Consider the following 20,434-nt stretch of genomic DNA (forward strand, 5'->3'; position numbering starts at 1 on the left):
GGCCTGTCCCTTAAGGAAACGCGATTGTCTAAGCAGTATTAATGATCGTTAAGCGTATGAAACCCTGAATAAATACGTGTAAAAGTAGTAAACCAGCATGCCGCGCCAAAGATATACGCGATGACGGCAAAGTGTTGCGGTAGCAAACAAAATAAAACCAAGCAGCCAATGGTTTCTGTACCTTCGGTTAAGCCGCTCATGTAGTAAAGCGATTTGTTTTTATATACCGGATTATCGATGCCTTGTTTTCCTGCCATGATGGCAAAAGCCAAAAAGCTACTACCAGTGCCGATGAAGGAAAAAATCAAAAATGCGCCTGCAACGGCATTGTGCTCTGGGTTGGCAAGCACAAAGCCAAAAGGAATCAACGAATAGAACAAAAAATCTAAGCTGATATCAAGAAAACCACCCGCATCGGTAATGCCTTGAATCCTCGCCAGTGCACCGTCTAACCCATCACAGATTCTGTTCAGCAAAATAAACAGCAACGCCAACAAGTACTGTTCGGTGATCAAAGCCGGCAGGGCAAAACAGCCAAGTACAAAACCAAACACTGTCGTCTGATTTGCAGTGATACCACATTTATCGAGATATTTCGCACTGAGTGCCAGCGGTTTGCGGATGAGCTTTATACTCAGGCTATCAAGCATGATTTGTCTCCCACGGCCAGTTTAGGCAGCTGCTGCCATCAGGAATATCGTCTTCATCGTGCGTTACCATCAAAGTAGGGATGTTCGCTTGCTGCAATTGTTCGACCACCCAATTGCGAAATTGCACGCGCAGGTCTTTATCCAGCTTGCTATAGGGCTCATCAAGTAGCGCAACTTTTGGCTTTGCTAGCAGCATACGAGTCAATGAGATACGGGCACGTTGCCCTCCCGAAATTTGGTCAGGAAAGGACTCTGCTAGTTTGGTCAATGAAATGTTCTTCAGTGCTTGCATAGCGTGAGCTTTACGCTCTTCACCTTTGATTGAGTTTGGTAGCGCGAAGGCAAGGTTCTCCCACACCGTTAAATGAGGGAAGAGCAAATCTTCTTGGAATAGAATACCGACCTGACGCTTATGGGCAGGGAGGGCATCCAACTTTTCGTTATCAAGCGTAATGGATCCAGAGTAGTTGAACTCGGCGGATAGGTGCCCGGCAATGGCATCCAACAAAGTGGATTTACCACAACCGCTAGGCCCCATCAGGGTAACGATTTCACCTTTTTCTACGGTCATGTTGAACGCTGAAAAAAGCGCGTCGCCATTGGTTTTACGGATGGCGAGGTTTTCGAGACAAAGACTCATTCAGTAGTAAACCTTTTATAGACAAGCGGCGATACTTCCTGTGCAAGTGGCTAAGCAGTATCGCAAAAGAAAAGAACAAGAATGGCAGCAGAGCTTGCCAAATGGCGTAAATAGCGGTGACACGTCGGTCAAAACCACTGGATAGTGCAACGGCTTCGGTTGTGATGGTACTAATGCGCCCAGCCCCTAGCACCAATGTTGGTAGGTATTGCGCCAGGCTGACACTAATACCGACAGCCCACGCGAATGCAATTGCAGGCAGGAGGATTGGCAGTTTCACTTTTAACCAAGCTTGCATCGGTGATTTACCCAAGCTGAGTGCGGCGCGAGTTAAGCCGTTATCGAAGCTGCGCCACGGACCGTCTAGCGAGAGGTAAATAAATGGGAACGCAAAGAATATATGCGCCCAACATACCCAAAAGAAATACGCATTACTGTTTAAGTACAGCGTCACTACTTGCATACCGAATAGCACGGATAGCTGAGGAATCAGCATTGGGATGGCGATGATGTAACCGGGCACCTGCCAGCGATAACGGAGACGATACTCATGTGCTATTAAAGCAAGAACTAGCGCGACAGTCGCGCTGATTAGGGCGATTGACATACTTTGTTCTAGAGTCCCTAGAATACTGTGCCATTCGTATTCCCAAAAACGCAGGCTGTAACGGCTTGGGAGCAAATCTGGAAAGCGCCAACGTTGGGCAAAGCTCCACAGCACCATGAGTGGAATCATTAGAAGTGCAAGTAGCGCGACCAGTGAAAATAGGGTTTTACCGGGTAAACGAAACCCGTTTCGACCAGAGTACTGCCAGCGTTTGAAGCCTTTGGTAATACACCATTCCATTAAGCGTGCAAATCCAATCAAAAGGCTTGCGATCGCAAACAGTATTACTGCGCCAGCGGCCGCTCTTGGTAGGAGCGATAAATCTGGATCGTTAAACCATTGCCATACCAAAACCGCAAACGTCGGCGGGTTGGTGGGGCCAATAATCAGGGCGACATCGACAACGGACAAACTGTAAGCCAATACCGCCAGCATTGGAAAGCGCAGTTTTGCTATCCACTGTGGGAACACGCATTTCCACCACACTTGCGCCGAACTGTAGCCCATCGAGTGACTGACTTTTTCAACCTTATCGACTTTCAATTGCTGAAGGATCGGAATACTCATCAACAATAAAAACGGCACTTCTTTAATCGCAAGCATGATGACCAAACCGAGTGCATGTGGGTCTTTAATCAGCAATGCTAAGTCATTCACCGTTTGTGCATTCGGGTCGTAACCAAACAGTTGGTTGAGAACACGAACGCCCATACCAGTTGGGGCAAACAAGAACGCAAAGCCAATTGCAAACGCGACGTGCGGCATAGCGAGAAGTGGGGAAAGGCTAACTTCAATTTTTCGCCAAAACTTGCTGCCCCAAGACGCCTGTAGAATGGCAAACGTGATGAAGCAAGCCAAGTAGCTACTGAAAATGGCGGAGTAGAAAGTAAGCCCGATGGATGTCCAAACACCTTCCCAATCAAAGACGGCATTGAAGCCATCAAAAGAAAAGTGGTGTAGACCGATAGGAGGTACATAACCGAGCGCAGAGACCACCACTCCAAGTAGTCCCGGAATGGTAGGCAAAATACAAACTGCGATAATGACTAAATACAGCGCTCTTAACATGGATTCTTACTAATTCCCGTAGCGTTTCAACCATTCTTTTTCTAACGCCGCTTGCCAACTTGGATGTGGCTCAGCGATAGATTTGAATTGTTGAGTGTTTTTGGCTGAACCAGTTAGGTATTGGTTGCTTAGTACCGAAGGGTCGCCCCAGATGTTTAGGTTACCTTTGCGAGACTGTGCTTCAGGGCTCAATAAAAAGTTTATCGCAACTTGTGCACCAGCACTGGCATTTGCGTTCCAAGGAATCGCTAAAAAGTGGATATTTGAGAGTGCTCCTGCGTCCATTGCGTACGCTTTGGTGCTCTCTGCAAGATTACCGCTCGACTGCGCAGAGAAAACCGCGTTCGGGTTAAAGGTAATCGCCAGGTCAGTCTGACCATCATCTAGTAGCTGAAGGGTTTCTGCTGTACCGCCTGGAAACTGCTTACCACCGCGCCAAGCGACTTTATGGAACTCATCTAGATAAGACCACAGCGGTTGAGTGACTTGCTCAAACGTGTCATCGGTAACTGGTTGTTGCAGCTCAGGGGCGTTGTTAGACAGTTCAATGAGTAATGCTTTGATAAAGCTTGTGCCATGAAACTCTGGTGGTCGAGGGTAAGTCAGGCGATTCGGGAACGCTTTTGCATAGCTCAGCATTTCTGCGAATGATTTTGGAGGGTTATGGAGGGTTTGCTCGTCATGGATAAACACTAATTGTCCTACTCCCCAAGGTGCTTCTAGACCTTCTGTTGGCTCGGAGAAGTCCACATCAATTGGTAGAGATTTATCCACATATTGCCAGCTTGGCAAACCTTCGACAAAAGGACCAAATAGCAATTGGTTGTCCTTCATTGATTTGAAGTTTTCGCCATTGATCCAAACCATATCAACACTGCCACCGCTGTTTTTGCCTGCCGCTTTTTCTGCGATAAGTCGAGTAGTGGTCTCAGAAATATCAGTTACTTTAACGTGGTTTAGCGTCACGTTATAACGTGATTTTAGCTCTCTACTCGCCCACTGTATGTAGCGATTAATTTCTTGGCTTCCGCCCCAAGCATGAAAGTAGACGGATTGCCCGTCGGCTTGTTGTTCGATTTTTTGCCATTCGCTATTCACTGATGAATCGGCAAAAGAAGGTGTCGCAAAAGTCGTGGCTAAAATGCCAATGCTGCTGAGTAGCTTTTTCATATCTATTCCGTGTTATGTCTTTTGGTGCTTGCTTTCGTTTCTATTGACGTTTTCGCAAGTCGTTCCGCTCTGTTACAAGGATAGTAATTCATCTCTCTCTATTATCAATGCCAATCCCAAACGGAATCACTCATTGATTCAAAGAATTACTCTCAATGTGAAGCAAAACGAAGAAAGGACAAATTTGGTGTCATTTTAGGAGCGGACCGTTTGTTTGAGGATATTCTTTCAAGTAATTGAAAATTATTGTCCCCAGAGATATGAATAGGTTGTTTTACAGAGCAAAATTGATGTTTAAAGCATGGAATTGAGGGCAAAAGAGAAAGAAAGTTTGTCACTTAAATGACTTTGGCATGCACGACCAATGACTCGTGGACATAAAAAAAGCAGCCGTCTGGCTGCTTTCAAAATACTATTTGGTTTACTTAGTTGGGATTAGTTTACCCAGTCACGTAGTGTAAACGTCAATTCGTGATCGGCACTTTTCAGAACAAGACCATCTGTAGTTAGCGTGATATCGCTCCAGTTAGATAGTGTTTGTGTCATTGCGTTTTCGATCTTCATTTGATCTTCCATACACATCTTCATGGTCATGCCCATTTTTTCGATGCGTAGTTGGTTGTTTTTCAGCTCGGCTTGACCGAAGAAGTTGTTACAACCTGCGTTGCCGTTTGCGGTTAGATTTTCACCGATTTCTAGGCGAGCCGCTTTTTGGTGTTCGTCTAGAACGATATTTTTGCCATCAACTTGAACAAGTTCCCAGTTGTGGTGCTGCAAATCTTGAGCCGTTATTTCTTTCACATCATCACCGTTGCTAGCACAAGCAGTCATAAGAACAGGGAGAGAGATTGCTGTAACTAACGTTTTTAGGCTAAGCTTCATTTTATAGACTCCGTTTTTATAAACGCGGTAAGTATAAGTAATAAAACACTGTTTTTGTCAGCATAAGGTTATGGTTTCGTATGTTTTTGACATAACGAAGCATATAGCAAGTTTTGTTGCTGACTAATCTTCTCATTATTTAAACTAGGCCAATACGCCCTAATATGGAAAGAGCGGTTTTAGTATGGAGCAACTGGAGTTTTTTACTGTCCCAAGCCCTTGTGTTGGAGTATGTACCTCCGATGAAAAAGGGTATTGCAAGGGGTGTATGAGAAAGAGAGAGGAAAGGTTTAATTGGCTTAACTTAACCCCCGCTCAGCAGTTGCACGTTATTAAGTTGTGTCGTCAAAGGTACAGAAGAAAGATGTTGGCAGGGAAGACGAAGCCAGAACAGCTTCAAGATGAGTCATCGCCTCAACAAGACTTATTCTAGAACTCTTGTTCAGTCTGTGGGGTTACGCCTTCGCTTTCGGTTCTGATTAGGCTTTTACATATTCCCGGTCCGGCAAGGTGTCCTTTAAGAACCGGGAATCTCCTATCCATTTTCCCTATAAAGCGGTAATTGGCGTTATTTCATCGACCAACGGTCGCTAACCCAGCCTCCCGCTTGTTCGTCGAAGTGATTTCCTGAAAATCGATGATTGAATTCAACATCTAATTTACTTGTTGGGCGTTCATCCATGAGTTGATGAATGTATCTCGCCATAGGATCCGTACAAGCTTCACGCTCTCTACGGGTAACTACTTCTTTGATCATTTGGAGTCTGTAGCTATTGCTGGCTCGTTTCATTTTTGACCTCCAGAACTCGATGGCAGCAGTTTGAACACATTGACGTCCAGATCGCTGCTCATTAGTGTGCGCGTGGAGGCACATCACCATCGTTTGAAGTCCAAAGACAAATTGTTTGAGAGCAGTGTTTGTAACGCCATTCACATCTTTCTCAGAATCATTGACTGTGCGATTGAAAATGTTTCGCGAAATTTAGCCGATGAACCTGCATATTTAAAAGACCTTATCAAACATAGAAGCCCAACACAGGGGCGTCAATAACACAAATGAACAATTTTTGAACATATTGTGAAGGTGGAGAGTTTTCAGTAATTTATCGAAAATAAAAAACCGAAGCACAAAGCTTCGGTTTTAAGGAAAGCCCTGACGAAATTGCTTGTAAAAGCTCTTAGCGCCAGGGGTAAGGTGTTGAGTATTAGCTACCAGTTGCAGGACAGCCTTTTACTGGTTGGCCATTACTGAAGTATTTGATGTTCTCTAAGTTCTTGTCGTAGTTATCCGCAGAGATTTGTGGGTTGTTTACGAAGAACTCGCGCAAAACGTATGCATCAGTTAGCTGTGTAGATTGAACATCGATGATTGGATAGTTATCGCCACCAGCAGCACTGAAGCTGATTACAGAGAATGTGTACGTTTCGTTTAGATCGAAGCCTTTATTGTTAATATCGGTAATGGTTACTGAGCCAGCATCACAATTTACATCTAAAGTGATGTTATCTAGTTGAGCGTAAGCACCAGACCCTGCAGATTTCGTCGCAACCACGTCTAGGTATTCTTTAACTTCTTTACCTGTCATAGTTGCTTTAGTCACGAAGTTACCAAATGGCTGAACCGTTAGTACGTCACGGTAAGTGATATCACCATCTTGGATTGAATCACGCACGCCGCCAGAGTTCATCACACCAAAGTCAGCATTTACCGTTTTGTAAGTACGGTATGCCTCGCCGAGTAGGTGACCTAGGTTAGTTTGTTGAGAGCGAACTACGTTACGATCACCTTCTAACTTACCCGTCGTATTAGAAATCTTCTCATCTAATAACTCTTGACCTTGTTGTTGGTATGGCAGTAGTAACGCTTTTACTGTTGCATCTTGTTGAATTCGTTCACCGATAACTTCATCGTTTTCGTCTAGAAGGTTTACAGGAATCAGTGCGTAGTTCGCTAAGTGAAGCTTGCCGTCGTAGTATTCGAAGTCAGCACGACCCACATATTTACCCCACTCATGCGCTTGCATAATCCAAGTGCCTTTTTGTTGGTCTGGGGCACAATCATCCCCAGGTTTGAAATCAGCATACTCATTGGTACCTGGTTCCATACATACAGGGTTTTGCGAGTGACCACCGATGATAGCGTTTAGCTGTCCTTCTTCAAGAGAGCGAGCGAGTTTCACGTCACCTGGTGCTTCACTACCGTTTTTACCATCTTCGTAGTGACCCATGTGCGTCGTTGCAAATACTAGGTCTACCTTTTCGTTCTCTTCGATTTCCTTCAGTACCTTTTTGATTTCTACTTGAGGGTCTTCGAAGTGGATGTTTGATACGTTGTCTGGATTGACTAGCTTCGCAGTGTCTTGCGTTGTTAGACCAATAACAGCGATCTTAAGGCCGTTGATAGTAAATACTTTGTAAGGGTCGAAGTAACGCTCGTTTGTATCTTTTTTATAGATATTCGCAGCCAGCATAGGGAAGTCAGCTAGCTCGGCTTGCATATCGAGAATATCTAGTGAGTTATCAAATTCGTGGTTACCGACAGCCATTGCATCGTAACCAAGTAGGTTCATCCCTACGAAGTCTGGAACCGCATCTTGCATGTCTGATTCTGGTACACCGGTATTAATATCACCGCCAGATAGAAGAATGGTTTCACCGCCTTTTGCTTCGACTTCTGCGCGGATAGATTCGATTAAAGTGTGACGCGCAGCCATGCCGTATTCGCCGTCGCTGTTATGCCAAAAGCGACCATGGTTATCGTTAGTGTGGAGAACGGTGAACTTAGTACAAGAATCTGCAGTCTCGCAGGTTACTGGAGAATTGTCGCTGTCTGAGCCGCATCCTGCTAGCGCAGCGCCCACTGCCACTACCAAAAGAGATTTGGAAAACTTCATAAGGGATCCTTTCTTTGTGATTTTGTTATTGTTACGGCGTGAAATATACGGAATTAATGTGAAACTTTAGTGATCTATCTCTTATTTATACTTCTATCGGAGCAATGAATTAATAAGCCTGCAAACTACGTCTATAAATAAACAGAATTGGTATTTAGTATTTATTTTATATAGCTAGCTCTATTTTTTGTGAGGTAGTTAATTGAATGTGTGTTGTTTATGTGAATCAATGCGCATTTTTGCGAAGTATTACGCTGATTTTGGTGATAATTTTGCCAAGTTTATGTTTTCCCTAATAGGTATGACACAAATCGTTATAAATTTTCGCTCTAATGATGAGGGGCTCGGTTTGTATGCATAATGAACAGCACAGAACTTAAACTCATTTGATCATGGCTTTATTCTGCCTAACTCTATCAAAAATTGTATTTATCTCTTTACTATAATTGCGATCGTTTAGAAACCTTATGCTTTAGGCATCGTTTATTTATCCTCATCCGATACCTTATCGTGCTTATTCCGCATTTGACACTTGAGTGTTTAAACAAATAGATTCAACCTAATGAGTCAAAATGAAAAGTAAATAATGGATCGTTCTTCTTCGAATATTATGATGTGAACTATCATTTAATTAATGAAAATGAAATGGATTAATGTAAAGCGTTGCGACTGTAGCTGTAATCTTTGAGCTTTGGTTTAAAGGGTAGGGTTAAAAGAATTTGTAAATGGTTAACGCTAATAAAGGATGCTTATGAGATACACAGTAAGGGACGCACTCAAAAAGGAGGTAGCCCAAATCGCCAAGATACACGTTGATTCTTGGCAGGTGGCGTATAAAGGATTAATGCCAAAGAGCTACATAGAGCAGTTTACGATTGAGCGTCGAGAAAGGATGTGGGCGCGAGTGATGACGGAGCAACTGGCCCAATTGATCGTAGTTGAGAGGCAAGGAGAAATTGTTGGCTTTTTAAGTTACGAGTTACCTAACCACACCAGCGAAGATAAAACGGCATTAGTGACATGTTGCTACGTTACGCCGCTACATTATGGGCAAGGAGCAGGAAGTGCACTGTTAGATGAGTTAGAGACACGTTTGCTCTCTACGTCAGTTATGCAAATCAGTTTGAAAGCACTGGATACTAATCAACAGGGGCTTAACTTTTACAAGAAGTGTGGTTTTGTGCGTACTGGAGAGGAAGAGTCGGAAGTGATTGAGAGTATGACGCTGACCGATCTCACTTTAGTGAAGTATATTGCCCGCTCATAAATCAAATGCTATATGCCAAATATAGTAAAACCCCGGAGGTGGTAAGACTCCGGGGGTTTGAAATTTTTTAGATGTCTCGGTTGGTAAGTCCGATTATCTTTTATGCAAAAGGTTTGGATTTAATCCGATTAATTCCTTGGTAGGGAATTAGATACGGATGAAGTCCATGTGTTCAACTTTTGGCTTGAACGCGTGACGTTGAACGTCTTGTGGCTTAACTTTAACTTCTTTGCCATCGATAACTAGAACGATGCCTTCGTAGAATTCAGGCTTGTCCATTTGGTTTACGATGTCGTCGTGGTTAAGAACGATAGCTACTGCTGCTTCTTCACCGCCGTATACAACTGCAGGGAATTTGCCAGCGTGACGTAGGCGGCGGCTCGCACCTTTACCTAGTTCAGTACGTACTACTGCTTCGAATTTCATAGTATTTACTCTCAAATTAGTAAAAATCAAATGTTCACAATCAACAATGCGACCTTGTTGTTCGTGGTAAAGCTTGAAACAGGAACTGTTCAAGCGAGCGCGGATACTATCATTCCACTTATAAATGGGCAACCCAAATCGTATCCAAATCAACAAAAAGGTATGATTTAGCGGGGTGGAAGGCTATCCCTTTTAACGCTTTGCTTGGATTTTGTTCACATCGACTTCATTTTCATCGGTTTACTAATCATGGTCCGAAGAACAAAGTTTATGTGTTATATGCTTTATGTTCGGCTGAGATGTAAGACTAAAGATGCTTTTAATCCACCTAAAGCGCTTGTATCCAATGTTAATTGACCTCGGTAACTGTGTGCCATTTCACTGACTATGTTTAGACCAAGACCTGAGCCAGGAGTTGTTTCATCCAATCTAACTCCTCTCTTGATTACTTGACTCAGTTTCTCTTTAGGGATGCCTGGCCCATCATCTTCAATAATGATGTGTATATTTTCCTTATCCTGAGAGGAGTGCACACGAATCATGCTGTTGGCCCACTTATAGCCATTTTCTAGCAAGTTACCTAGCATTTCATCGAGATCGGTCTGCTCTACTGCTACATTCAGCTCTGAATCAAGTTCATTAATTAAGGTAATGCTTCGGCTCGCATACACTTTATCAAACGCCATTGAGATAGCATCCACACGATCTGCTGGGTTCGACTTCACTGATAATATGTTCATCGATCCGGCCATACGGGCACGACCCAAATGGTAATCGATATGGTCTTGTATTTGATTGATTGGAGCTCGGAGACGGGATTGTGCCTCAGGTTCTAACGTCTGAACTTCATTTTTTAGAACAGAAAGTGGCGTTTTAAGTGCATGAGATAGGTTACCTGCATGATTGCGAGCTCTCTCTAGTAATTCTTGGTAATGGAACAGCAGAGCGTTGAGGTCGAAGATTAGAGGAGAAATCTCTTTTGGGTAGGTTTCTTCTAGACTCTTTTTATTACCAGACTTCAGCTCGGCTAATTCTTTTTGTAGCTTTGTAAGCGGACTCAATGACCAAGCAATTTGCAGTAAAATGACGGTAAGCACGCCCGCGAATAATAAACCCAAAATAAGCCAAAGTTGGCCGATTAACGTCTGAAGGGTATTTTTAATGGGCTCTTCGTCAATACCAATAATAATGTGAATAGGACCATCGTAATCAGGAAGATACAGCGCTTTTTCTAGCGTAATTAGTTTTTCGCCTCTTGCTCCATACGCATCTTTATCCAAACCTTTGTATTCGATTTTTTTGTCCCACAACGAACGAGAACGTTCGAGGCTTGCCTCTGTAGAGGCGCTCCAATACAAACCACTGTAAGGTCGGTTAAATCGAGGGTCTGATAGCTGAGCTGCGAGTGAAAGATGCCCGGTGTTATCGACTTCTAACTGTGCGGCGACTTCATCCATAAAAATGCTGAGCTGTGAGCGAGTGTCATCAACCATATAGTTGTAGACCTGCGTCGGTATCGTCACACCAGCGGCGAGGATCATTGCCGTTAACCAAACGATCGCCGCTAAAACGAGGCGACTTTTGATACTCAGTCGTTTTATTGCGTTCAACGGTAGCCTGTTTCTATTCGGCATTTAATTGGTATCCCAACCCTCGGACAGTTTTGATGATCTTTGGTGCGATTTTTTTGCGAATTCGGCCGATAAAAACTTCGATTGTGTTGGAGTCACGATCAAAGTCTTGTTTGTAAATGTGCTCGACGAGTTCGGTTCGAGAAATCACTTTTTCCGGGTTATGCATAAAGTAAGCGACCACTTTATACTCTAGCGCCGTCAAGCTTACCGCTTGCCCTTGCCACATGACTTTAGAAGTGCGTGTATCCAAGCTCAAGTCGCCAATTTGCATCACAGGAGAGGCATTACCAGAGGCTCTTCGTAGCTGTGCACGAATACGAGCGATAAGCTCAACCATTTCAAATGGTTTAGTTAGGTAATCGTCTGCACCTGCGTTTAAGCCTTCAACTCGCTGCGTTAGGGTGTCGCGAGCGCTTAGAATCACGACAGGAGTATTAATGTTTTCATCTCGGATGCCTTTTAGGACGGTAAGACCATCCAGTTTTGGCAAGCCGAGGTCAAGAACAATGGCGTCCCATTCTTCCGAAGTCGCGCGATACAGAGCGTCTATGCCATCTTGGGACAATTCTGGTACCCAGCCGGTACTTTCTAATGTTTCGATGATTTGCTCGCCTAAACGAGGATCATCTTCAACAACAAGTATTTTCATATTGATGATTCTTATTATGTTTGGATTTTTATCGAAGTAAGCTACGCATCGTGTCTGGATTACGCATTAGACAAGTTTAGTTGTTTTGCGGCTTTAACGCTTTGTTAAAGCTGCGACCTTTGATCTCAAGCATTTCCAGCGTGGCGGCGTCGTACTCAACTTTCAGGACGCTATTGTTGTACAGAATTTTCAATTCATACACCCAAGCATCATCATCTTCTTCAAGCTCGACCTTGATGATGCGGCCGTATAGGTCGTTTTCTACTGCGGCGTAAAGTTCCGAAAATGGTCGTATATATCCTTGTTGAACCGCGCGGTAGACCTCATCTTGATCTTCATCGAATTCGATGCGTGTTCCTGGCTTTTCGACATCTTGCACGATGGCGTGGCCATTTTGTGATGTGTACTCGTTGTCATGCTTGGCAAAACTTGGTGCACACATGAATGTCGCAATAAGGCCGAAAAGTAACGCAGAATGTAGAGAAGTCGTTGCTTTATACATAGTCAAACCTTTTCTGGAGCGTTAGCCGCAGTATATCGGATATAGATGAACAGAGAGTGAATCAGCTAATTAAGTTTTGCCATGTGTTGTGGATGTTATTTCAACTCATCTTCAAAAATTTTATCTCGCAGCTTCCAAAAGCGACCAGATTTTCTAGCAATAACAAACTGAGGCAAACGGAAACGATGTTGATTAGCGACAACGCGTGTCGGTGAAGCCTCTTCAAAAGGACGATGCTTGTCTGCTAAGTGGGGGCGTACGAACTGATCTTTAAACGTTTGTTTTTGTTTTTTGGTACTCAATGACCAAAACTCATGAACTAACGCATTGCCTTCGCCTTGGTATGGTTCACCAGAATACGTCACCTTTAGCTGAGATTTACCATCACTGGACTTAAATACAGATAGGTCCATTTCTGTGCATTCAAAGATCAATGCATCTTTGAGATTAAGGGCTTCTTTTAGCTTTTTATCTGGGTCAACGAGCGTCGCGTCACACTCATGACAAATTCGTGCAGCGATATCGTTGTCCGCACCACATTCACCACAGTATTTGGCACGGAAACGGTATCCACAGTGTTCACGTTCGCCAGTGTCTTCATCTTCAAAGTAACCTTGGCAACGTCTGCCAAAGTGTTCAACCAAGAAACCGTTACTATCCAACTTACCCCAGAAGTTGTTATTGAATCCGCAAGCCGGGCAAGGAATCGTGATAATTTCACTGTCAGAGTCTGGTTTGGGATCACCGACTTCAGGTTGGTATAAATCGTAGCTGTTGCCTGCGTAATCAAGCACTAAACATTCTGATTTTCCGTCTGATAAGCGTAACCCTCGTCCTACTATCTGTTGGTACAGACTGACTGACTCTGTTGGTCGCAAAATCGCGATTAAATCGACATGCGGCGCATCAAACCCGGTTGTCAGTACCGAAACATTGACCAAGTATTTTATTTGACGATTCTTGAACGCTTGGATGATCGCATCGCGCTCCGGCGTAGGTGTATCACCAATGACGATTTCAGTTTCGCCTTCTGGCAATAAACTGTGTATCTCCTGTGCGTGTCGAACAGTTGCAGCGAAGATCATGACACCTTGACGCTCTTTCGCATATTGCATGATTTGCTCAACAATTTGTGGAGTCGCACGTTTGGCTTTATCGATCACCATGTCCATTTCTGCTTCTTTGTAGCGTCCGGTGTTAGCGGGCTTCAGCTGAGAGAAGTCGTAAGACAAAACGGGCGCATCCATCATGCGGGCTGGAGTGAGGAAGTTTTCGTCGAGCAAGTAACGGATCGGCAGTTCGAAAATACAATCGCGGAAGAATCGAGGCTCTTCGGTTCGCACTTGACCTCGGGTGTGATACTGATAAATCCAGCCCATTCCTAAACGATAGGGCGTTGCAGTTAGTCCCAGCACCTTAATGCCAGGGTTCAGTTCTCGTAAGTGAGTAATAACTTTTTGGTAGCTGCTGTTTTTGTCATCTGGCACACGATGGCACTCATCAATAACGAGCAGAGAAAACTGGTTTTTGAACGAATCTAAGTTACGTACGACCGATTGAACCGAAGCAAACACGACTTGCTGGTCAGTTTCTTTTCGTCCCAATCCTGCTGAGAAGATGGAACCTTTTAAACCATAACCTTCATACTTTGCGTGGTTTTGCTCGACCAGTTCTTTTACGTGGGCGAGGACTAACACTCGTCCTTTCGCAAGGCGAGCAAGTTCTGCGATCACCAAGCTTTTTCCTGCACCGGTTGGCAGCACGATCACTGCTGGTGTCGAGTGTTTACGAAAGTAATGAATAACGGCTTTAACCGAGTCGGCTTGATAAGGACGAAGTGTGTACATGAAAATATGTGAAATTGCTCAACTATTCGAACGAGGAACGCTATAATACCTGACTTTTATACCCAAGTGACCTTTAAACCAAGATTTAGAGATCACTTGGGTATAATTCAATGAGGTATTCATGCGTTTAGATAAATATTTGTGTGACGCTCTGGGTGCAACACGCAAACAGGCAACAAAGATCATCAAAAGTGGAGACATCACCGTTGACGGTGAGGTTCAAAAAAGTGGTGCATTTAAAGTACCTAAAAGTGCGGAAGTGATGTGGGAAGACCGTGTTATTGGTGCTCCTGGTCCTCGTTACATTATGTTGTATAAGCCTGCTGACTTTGTTTGTTCACATGAAGATGGCTACAACCAAACTGCATTCGCATTGCTTGATGAGCCTAAAATTGAAAACCTTCACTTTGCGGGCCGATTAGATGTCGACACAACTGGTTTAGTGTTGATTACGGATGATGGTAAGTGGTCTCACCGTATTACCTCACCTAAGCATAAGTGTGAGAAAACGTACCGTGTTTGGCTCGTCGATGCTATTCAGCCAGATTACGCGGAAAAGCTCGAACAAGGCATCATTTTGCGCAATGAATCAGAAGCAACATTGCCCGCTCGTTTGGAAATCGTGAACGAGGCCGAGAATGAAGTATTGTTAACTATCGTGGAAGGTAAGTATCACCAAGTGAAACGTATGTTCGCGGCGTTAGGAAATAAAGTTGAGTACTTACATCGTGAGCGTATTGGTTCTATCGAACTTGATGAGGCACTAGAACCAGGTGATTATCGCTACCTCACGCAAGAAGAAATTGATTCTATTTGGAATTAATTGTCGGCATGGGAAATTCTTTAGTTCCTAATAGGAACTAGTCTTTTGGTAGGAATTGGCTCAAAATAAATTTTCCTACCAAAATTAGTGCCTAGACAATTCCGGTGTGCTTACTCATCTCAGTGATATGCCTTTGCATTTAGCTGATGCATGCATACTCTTATTGCAAAGCCTTCGGCTACGGTGAATGGAATGATGGTGTCAACGCCATCATTTTTACTGCATTGTGTTTGTTTCCCATAAACACATTTCGCTTTCACATGCTTTTCTATGTCGAGTTCGTCAAGGTCACACCTTGGTACATATTTGCCCTTATGATTCTCGAACGTTGGATAGAACAGGTTTTTGGCTTCTACATTCAGCGATATGAGAACTTCCGTTATTTTCACTTTGTTCTGCAAGTATTGACGGTAGGGCTCCAACAAGAGGTAAAAGAATGACAGAAAAAGCTCAAAGTGCTCCGCAATCCCAAATCAGTTTTCTATTGTTTCTGGTACTAGGAGCGATTGGTGCTTTGACGCCTTTGGCGATCGATATGTATTTGCCTGCGATGCCGACAATTGCGAAAGATTTGGGGGTCGCGCCTGGCGCGGTTCAGATTACGTTGACGGCTTATACCGCGGGTTTTGCGATCGGCCAGTTAATTCACGGGCCGCTTGCCGATAGCTTTGGTCGCAGACCTGTGTTGATTTTAGGCGTACTTTTCTTCGGCTTGGCTGCTGTTGTGAGTGCGACAACAAATGGCATTGATGCGCTGACCTATGTACGTACGGCACAAGGTTTTGCTGGCGCGGCAGCGGCGGTCATTATCCAAGCTGTCGTGCGTGACATGTTTGACCGTGAAGACTTTGCACGCGCAATGTCCTTCGTTACTCTGGTCATTACTATTGCGCCGTTGGTGGCACCGATGATCGGTGGCCATCTCGCGATTTGGTTTGGTTGGCGTTCCATTTTTTGGGTATTAGCTATTTTCGCTGTAGTCGTGATTTTTCTCGTACTTTGGAAAATCCCTGAAACGTTACAGCTTGAAAATCGTCAGCCTCTTCGTTTCCGCACGACGCTGAGAAACTACGCCAGATTATGCTCCAATCCTGAAGCGATCGGTTTGATGCTCTCAGGTGCGTTTTCATTTTCCGGAATGTTTGCATTTTTGACGGCGGGTTCGTTTGTTTATATTGATTTATATGGTGTTCGACCAGACCACTTTGGTTACCTATTTGGTTTGAACATTGTGGCGATGATCATCATGACCAGTATTAATGGTCGCTTGGTGAAGAAAGTTGGTTCCCATGCCATGCTTCGTTTTGGGTTGTTCGTGCAACTTTTGGCGGGGATTGGTTTATTCGTAAGTTGGTTAATGGACTTCGGATTATGGGGCATTGTACCTTTTGTTGTGCTGTTTATCGGTACATTGTCGACGATAGGTAGTAACGCGATGGCGCTGCTTTTAAGTGGTTACCCATCAATGGCGGGTACGGCGTCGTCTCTAGCGGGGACATTAAGATTCGGTATCGGTTCATTGGTTGGTGCGCTGGTGGCATCACTGCCCGGGAATGTTGCTTGGCCGATGATCATCGTGATGTTTGCTTGTTCTGTGCTTTCAGCACTGTTTTATTGGACTTTAGGAAGAAAGGCGTAATGTCGAATTACACCAAAGAAATTCAAAACTTGGTTAACTCAGCACTTGAAGAGTTAGATCAAGAGCATCGCTCAGGTAAGTTAGCCAATGCCCCTGTTGCGAATAACCATTATTTAGTGCGTTGGGTAACAAAGGCGCTAAAATCACAACGTTTCGGACGTACAGTGGGCGATGACTTAACGCGTTGGCAAAAAGCAGGTCGCTCAAAGGGGAACGATGCTGGTTTGTTGTTTATCTTCAAGCGTATTTCTGCTTTTTATGCGCAATTCTTCCCTGAAGGTGAAGACTCCAAAGTGTTCAAAGATTCAGATATTGAGTCTTTTCTTGATTTGATGGAGCAAGCAGGCTGGGAAGTCTCAACGTCTGAGCAACTGATTGGGTGCGGCAAAGTACAAATCTTCACTGAAGGTCAAAACTCTTTAGCGTTATGTGCAGACCAATGCGAAAGCTGTTTTGATGGCGAGTGGCTCGTAAAGCCAATGAGTTGGTTTGTGCGTGGCAATCATGCTGAGTTTGTTGAGAAAGCAGCGCAAGCGGGCTTTATGGTTCATAAGGTAACAGACTACAAATCGATGGTGAAATACCATGGCGAGTACCTTATTTTTCCAGCAAACGAAGGCAACCAGTTAGCCGAAATTCCACTCTCGTTCAAAGCTGACTAAAGTGACATTTTGAGTGTTTAGAAGCCCCTGTTATTGGGGCTTTTTGTTTTCTAAACGGTTTGCTTCTTTCGCGATGGCTTTGACCATGCCTTTAAATATGAAAAGATGGGCTGGCATCATTGCAAACCAATAAAGCAGTCCAAGAAACCCTTGCGGGTGCCACCAGGCGGTAATATCCAGCTCTCGTTCGTCACCGAGATCTTTGATGGTAATTTCTAAACGCCCAAGGCCTGGGCCTTTCATACCAAAAAACAGTGAAAGAAACTGATTATTATCGCAGCGAATCACTTTCCAAGAGTCAATAAAATCACCGACTTTAAGCTCTGGTCCAGGAGGAGAAACGCGAATCGGTTTTCCGCCACCAAAAAAGATATCGAGCCATTCACGTGTACGCCACAAGATGTTGGCAAAGTAATAGCCTTTTTCGCGACTCCCGATCTTTTGCGCCACTTTCCATAATGCCGCAGCGGAGGCATGAGTTTTAATGCTCGCTCCAGCTTGTTTTGGGTAATAGCCATATCCTGGTTGCCATCGACGAAGCGCTGCGGGTTCAAACCCCCAGACATTACTGCGTACAAATGTGCCTTCATCTTGAATGGTATCAGTTACCGCTTGCTCGTAGCTCATCAGCGTTTGAGGAAATCGTTCTTCAATCGCTTTGGAGTCTGCAATGTAGTCGTGCTCTAAGCCCGCAAGTAATGCTTTACCGATACTAGTTGGCACTGAGGTAACTAAACCTAGCCAGTACGATGCCATTTTCGGAGTAAGTAGCGGGGTCGACCACAGCCGATACGGCTTGTTCGTGATTCGGCAAATGACTTTGAACTGTTCGCGGTAGCTAAGTGTATCTGGCCCACCAACTTCATAAATGTGACTTTCTTCTGGAGAGGGGGCTTCTGCTAACTTCAATAAATAGTGGTTGAGATTGGGCAAGGCAATAGGGTTCGCTTTTGAGTCGACCCATTTAGGCGCGATCAAAATAGGTAAGTTGTAGACAAAGTCACGCATGATTTCGAAAGCGGCAGAGCCGGGGCCGATGATAACGCCAGCACGCAATTCAGTTACTGGAACACCAGACTGTCGAATTATTTTTCCCGTGGCTTTACGAGCGGCTAAATGGCGAGAGTTTCCGGTTTGAGGTTGAATGGCACTCAAATAGATAACATGCTCGACGGAGCTTTGTTCCAACGCATATTTGAAGTTCAAAGCAAGGTTTAGTTCGTACTCAACAAAGTCATCACCTTGAGCCATCCCGTGCACGAGAAAAAATACTAAATCAAAATCGTTCACTACAGCCTTCGTGGTCTCTGCGTCAGCCAAGTCGAGATACCTTAACGTTAAATTAGGGTGAGGCTGAGTTCTTGACTCTAAATAATCAATATGTCGCGCCGCTGCTGTGACGGCGTAACCTTTATCTAAAAGTAACGGAAGAAGTTGAGAGCCAATGTAACCCGAGGCGCCTAGTACCAACACCTTTTTCATTATCTGTCCTTTTATCGTTGGTGGAATAAACACCACAGAGTATAATCATGAGACACTTTCCCCATTCTATCAATAAGTTGTCGTTGGAGCGCTTGTGACTTTTCTTTCTCAACTCTCAATACACGCAGATAAAGCATTCTTACGTCGTTTATTTGCAATCGCGTTACCAATTACACTGCAAAGCATGATGTTTTCAAGCCGAAGCCTCGTCGATGTTCTTATGCTTGGTCAACTTGGTGAAGCAGAAATTGCCGCTGTTGGAGTTGCTGCGCGCGCGACTTTCGTCACCACCATCATGTTAGTTGGGGTGACAACGGGCGGTGCGTTGTTAACCGCTCAATATTGGGGGGCTGGCGATAAAGTTGGGGTGCGTCGCAGTACCGCTTTAACATGGATGATCGCAATGATGTTTGCTGCGATTGCTGTTGCTTTGTTTGTTGTTTTTCCACAGCCCATCATGAGTTTGACTACCGATTCACAAGAAGTGATTGAGCTAGGGGCCAGCTATCTCATTATTTCGTCGGTTAGCATGTTTGCTGTTGCATGTGTGGCCAGTATGTCGGTGGGCCTAAGGGCGATGCACCAACCAGGCTTAAGCACTTTTTTTAGTGGTATAGGCATTTTATCTAATGTGTTTCTTAACTGGGTTTTAATTTTTGGTCAATTAGGCTTTCCTGCTCTGGGTATTACGGGAGCAGCGATAGCAACGGTAATCAGTGGCGCGATCGAAGTAGGTTGCCTGTTTGGTTATCTATGGTTGAAAAAACACATAATCGCATTTGGTTGGGATGATATACGCGCAGGATTGGTCTTCGATAAAATTACGCGTTTCTTGAGCCTCTCTTTGCCAACCACATTTAACTTCTTGGCGTGGGCTGGTGGGCTGTTTGCTTATCACGCCATCATGGGGCAAGCAGGCGTACAAGGTTTGGCGGCACTTTCCGTAATGACACCTGTTGAGTCGATCGCATTGGCGATGATGATTGGCTTATCGAATGCGGCTGCAGTTCTAGTCGGGAACCAGCTCGGCGCTCGTAATTTTGAACCCGTTTATTATCAAGCATGGGCTACGGTCATTTTGAATGTGCTTATCGCATTTGTGGTCGCCATCTTGTTGATAGTGTCAAATCAATGGATCCTTAATGCGTTTAGTGCACTGACAACAGACACTCGCGAGCTAGCTGAACAGTTTATGGTGATTCTAGCGTTGGGTGTCGTGTTACGCTCGGTGCCGATGATGGCGATTGTTGGTGTATTACGCGCGGGCGGTGATGTTAAGTTTTGTTTGTATCAAGACATCTTGGCGCAGTGGGTGATCGGGATTCCACTCGCAGCATTTGCAGCGATTTATCTCAATTGGGACCCACAATGGGTTTACTTACTCTTTTTGACGGAAGAAGTTGTGAAGTGGGCGATTTGCTTGCCAAGAATGGTTAGCCGAAAATGGATGAAAAACCTGATTGGCCAGTAAGGAGGAACAGAGTTTATTTTGGCTGCAAAAATCTGCTCAAAACGTCAACAAAATTAGCAACAGAAAGTGAATCGAGTTGCATTTGTACTTCCATAGTGTGATCAAGCATTCAAAATACTTT

At 44.4% G+C, this 20,434-nt stretch carries 19 protein-coding genes; 6 read left to right on the forward strand and 13 right to left on the reverse strand.

Features of this window, described 5'->3' with window-relative positions:
- Positions 1-38: 38 nt before the first annotated feature.
- The 5 genes from R7Q09_RS03750 to R7Q09_RS03770 form a co-directional block, all read right to left on the reverse strand.
- On the reverse strand, positions 39-650 hold the full coding sequence (locus R7Q09_RS03750) for a CDP-alcohol phosphatidyltransferase family protein (RefSeq protein WP_042522015.1): 612 nt from the start codon (positions 648-650) through the stop codon (positions 39-41).
- A complete protein-coding gene (locus R7Q09_RS03755; protein ID WP_065274385.1) occupies positions 643-1,290 on the reverse strand; it encodes an ATP-binding cassette domain-containing protein in 648 nt (215 codons plus the stop codon). The genes R7Q09_RS03750 and R7Q09_RS03755 overlap by 8 nt, the downstream gene beginning before the upstream one ends.
- Positions 1,256-2,965, reverse strand: a complete 1,710-nt coding sequence (locus tag R7Q09_RS03760) for an ABC transporter permease (protein WP_186584331.1) — start codon at positions 2,963-2,965, stop codon at positions 1,256-1,258. The genes R7Q09_RS03755 and R7Q09_RS03760 overlap by 35 nt, the downstream gene beginning before the upstream one ends.
- Positions 2,966-2,974: 9 nt before the next feature.
- The gene (locus R7Q09_RS03765; RefSeq protein ID WP_042522009.1) at positions 2,975-4,135 is read right to left on the reverse strand and encodes an ABC transporter substrate-binding protein; all 1,161 of its coding nucleotides are present in this window, start codon (positions 4,133-4,135) and stop codon (positions 2,975-2,977) included.
- Between the two features lie 435 nt (positions 4,136-4,570).
- Positions 4,571-5,017: an META domain-containing protein gene (locus R7Q09_RS03770; protein WP_042522007.1), complete on the reverse strand. Its 447-nt coding sequence runs from the start codon at positions 5,015-5,017 to the stop codon at positions 4,571-4,573.
- Between the two features lie 184 nt (positions 5,018-5,201).
- Here R7Q09_RS03770 and R7Q09_RS03775 point away from each other — a divergent pair, with 184 nt between their 5' ends.
- A complete protein-coding gene (locus tag R7Q09_RS03775; RefSeq protein WP_005378062.1) occupies positions 5,202-5,450 on the forward strand; it encodes a DUF1289 domain-containing protein in 249 nt (82 codons plus the stop codon).
- Positions 5,451-5,585: 135 nt separating this feature from the next.
- Here R7Q09_RS03775 and R7Q09_RS03780 read toward each other — a convergent pair whose 3' ends face one another.
- Both R7Q09_RS03780 and ushA read right to left on the reverse strand, forming a co-directional pair.
- Positions 5,586-5,807 carry a hypothetical protein gene (locus R7Q09_RS03780; RefSeq protein WP_005386686.1) on the reverse strand — a complete coding sequence of 74 codons (222 nt, stop codon included), beginning with the start codon at positions 5,805-5,807 and terminating at the stop codon, positions 5,586-5,588.
- Between the two features lie 415 nt (positions 5,808-6,222).
- Complete coding sequence (gene ushA / locus R7Q09_RS03785; protein WP_042522004.1) at positions 6,223-7,911, reverse strand: bifunctional UDP-sugar hydrolase/5'-nucleotidase UshA; 1,689 nt, start codon at positions 7,909-7,911, stop codon at positions 6,223-6,225.
- 751 nt (positions 7,912-8,662) lie between these two features.
- Between ushA and R7Q09_RS03790 the strand changes: the two genes are divergently transcribed.
- Positions 8,663-9,178, forward strand: coding sequence for a GNAT family N-acetyltransferase (locus tag R7Q09_RS03790; RefSeq protein WP_033905116.1), 516 nt, complete (start codon positions 8,663-8,665; stop codon positions 9,176-9,178).
- Positions 9,179-9,325: 147 nt separating this feature from the next.
- Here R7Q09_RS03790 and rplY read toward each other — a convergent pair whose 3' ends face one another.
- The 5 genes from rplY to R7Q09_RS03815 all read right to left on the reverse strand — a co-directional run bounded on the left by rplY (position 9,326) and on the right by R7Q09_RS03815 (position 14,236).
- Positions 9,326-9,604, reverse strand: a complete 279-nt coding sequence (rplY, locus tag R7Q09_RS03795; RefSeq protein ID WP_005378066.1) for a 50S ribosomal protein L25 — start codon at positions 9,602-9,604, stop codon at positions 9,326-9,328.
- Positions 9,605-9,888: 284 nt separating this feature from the next.
- Positions 9,889-11,238: an ATP-binding protein gene (locus R7Q09_RS03800; RefSeq protein ID WP_005378071.1), complete on the reverse strand. Its 1,350-nt coding sequence runs from the start codon at positions 11,236-11,238 to the stop codon at positions 9,889-9,891.
- Entirely contained in the window at positions 11,228-11,887 is a 660-nt protein-coding gene (locus tag R7Q09_RS03805) for a response regulator transcription factor (RefSeq protein WP_005378073.1), read from the reverse strand. The genes R7Q09_RS03800 and R7Q09_RS03805 overlap by 11 nt, the downstream gene beginning before the upstream one ends.
- Positions 11,888-11,963: 76 nt before the next feature.
- Positions 11,964-12,329, reverse strand: coding sequence for a PepSY domain-containing protein (locus R7Q09_RS03810; RefSeq protein ID WP_372036143.1), 366 nt, complete (start codon positions 12,327-12,329; stop codon positions 11,964-11,966).
- A gap of 155 nt (positions 12,330-12,484) precedes the next feature.
- Positions 12,485-14,236 carry a DEAD/DEAH box helicase gene (locus R7Q09_RS03815; RefSeq protein WP_021707635.1) on the reverse strand — a complete coding sequence of 584 codons (1,752 nt, stop codon included), beginning with the start codon at positions 14,234-14,236 and terminating at the stop codon, positions 12,485-12,487.
- A gap of 121 nt (positions 14,237-14,357) precedes the next feature.
- Here R7Q09_RS03815 and rsuA point away from each other — a divergent pair, with 121 nt between their 5' ends.
- The 3 genes from rsuA (at position 14,358) to R7Q09_RS03830 (ending at position 17,360) form a co-directional block, all read left to right on the forward strand.
- Entirely contained in the window at positions 14,358-15,059 is a 702-nt protein-coding gene (rsuA, locus tag R7Q09_RS03820; RefSeq protein ID WP_318070521.1) for a 16S rRNA pseudouridine(516) synthase RsuA, read from the forward strand.
- Positions 15,060-15,495: 436 nt separating this feature from the next.
- The gene (locus R7Q09_RS03825) at positions 15,496-16,698 is read left to right on the forward strand and encodes a Bcr/CflA family multidrug efflux MFS transporter (protein WP_005378055.1); all 1,203 of its coding nucleotides are present in this window, start codon (positions 15,496-15,498) and stop codon (positions 16,696-16,698) included.
- Positions 16,698-17,360, forward strand: a complete 663-nt coding sequence (locus R7Q09_RS03830; protein WP_195723103.1) for a DUF2913 family protein — start codon at positions 16,698-16,700, stop codon at positions 17,358-17,360. Before R7Q09_RS03825 ends, R7Q09_RS03830 begins: the two co-directional genes overlap by 1 nt.
- Before the next feature lie 30 nt (positions 17,361-17,390).
- On the opposite strand, the gene R7Q09_RS03835 is transcribed toward R7Q09_RS03830, so the two are convergent.
- Positions 17,391-18,842, reverse strand: coding sequence for a DUF2867 domain-containing protein (locus R7Q09_RS03835; protein WP_318070522.1), 1,452 nt, complete (start codon positions 18,840-18,842; stop codon positions 17,391-17,393).
- Positions 18,843-18,936: 94 nt separating this feature from the next.
- Between R7Q09_RS03835 and R7Q09_RS03840 the strand changes: the two genes are divergently transcribed.
- A complete protein-coding gene (locus tag R7Q09_RS03840) occupies positions 18,937-20,313 on the forward strand; it encodes an MATE family efflux transporter (protein ID WP_225455379.1) in 1,377 nt (458 codons plus the stop codon).
- The last annotated feature ends 121 nt before the right edge of the window (positions 20,314-20,434 follow it).

Source organism: Vibrio sp. 2130-1, from assembly GCF_033339515.1.

Coding starts and splice junctions, on each gene's coding strand:
- R7Q09_RS03750 (WP_042522015.1), bottom strand. CDS start 650: ATGCTTGATAGCCTGAGTATAAAGCTCATCCGCAAACCGCTGGCACTC.
- R7Q09_RS03755 (WP_065274385.1), bottom strand. CDS start 1,290: ATGAGTCTTTGTCTCGAAAACCTCGCCATCCGTAAAACCAATGGCGAC.
- R7Q09_RS03760 (WP_186584331.1), bottom strand. CDS start 2,965: ATGTTAAGAGCGCTGTATTTAGTCATTATCGCAGTTTGTATTTTGCCT.
- R7Q09_RS03765 (WP_042522009.1), bottom strand. CDS start 4,135: ATGAAAAAGCTACTCAGCAGCATTGGCATTTTAGCCACGACTTTTGCG.
- R7Q09_RS03770 (WP_042522007.1), bottom strand. CDS start 5,017: ATGAAGCTTAGCCTAAAAACGTTAGTTACAGCAATCTCTCTCCCTGTT.
- R7Q09_RS03775 (WP_005378062.1), top strand. CDS start 5,202: ATGGAGCAACTGGAGTTTTTTACTGTCCCAAGCCCTTGTGTTGGAGTA.
- R7Q09_RS03780 (WP_005386686.1), bottom strand. CDS start 5,807: ATGAAACGAGCCAGCAATAGCTACAGACTCCAAATGATCAAAGAAGTA.
- ushA (WP_042522004.1), bottom strand. CDS start 7,911: ATGAAGTTTTCCAAATCTCTTTTGGTAGTGGCAGTGGGCGCTGCGCTA.
- R7Q09_RS03790 (WP_033905116.1), top strand. CDS start 8,663: ATGAGATACACAGTAAGGGACGCACTCAAAAAGGAGGTAGCCCAAATC.
- rplY (WP_005378066.1), bottom strand. CDS start 9,604: ATGAAATTCGAAGCAGTAGTACGTACTGAACTAGGTAAAGGTGCGAGC.
- R7Q09_RS03800 (WP_005378071.1), bottom strand. CDS start 11,238: ATGCCGAATAGAAACAGGCTACCGTTGAACGCAATAAAACGACTGAGT.
- R7Q09_RS03805 (WP_005378073.1), bottom strand. CDS start 11,887: ATGAAAATACTTGTTGTTGAAGATGATCCTCGTTTAGGCGAGCAAATC.
- R7Q09_RS03810 (WP_372036143.1), bottom strand. CDS start 12,329: ATGTGTGCACCAAGTTTTGCCAAGCATGACAACGAGTACACATCACAA.
- R7Q09_RS03815 (WP_021707635.1), bottom strand. CDS start 14,236: ATGTACACACTTCGTCCTTATCAAGCCGACTCGGTTAAAGCCGTTATT.
- rsuA (WP_318070521.1), top strand. CDS start 14,358: ATGCGTTTAGATAAATATTTGTGTGACGCTCTGGGTGCAACACGCAAA.
- R7Q09_RS03825 (WP_005378055.1), top strand. CDS start 15,496: ATGACAGAAAAAGCTCAAAGTGCTCCGCAATCCCAAATCAGTTTTCTA.
- R7Q09_RS03830 (WP_195723103.1), top strand. CDS start 16,698: ATGTCGAATTACACCAAAGAAATTCAAAACTTGGTTAACTCAGCACTT.
- R7Q09_RS03835 (WP_318070522.1), bottom strand. CDS start 18,842: ATGAAAAAGGTGTTGGTACTAGGCGCCTCGGGTTACATTGGCTCTCAA.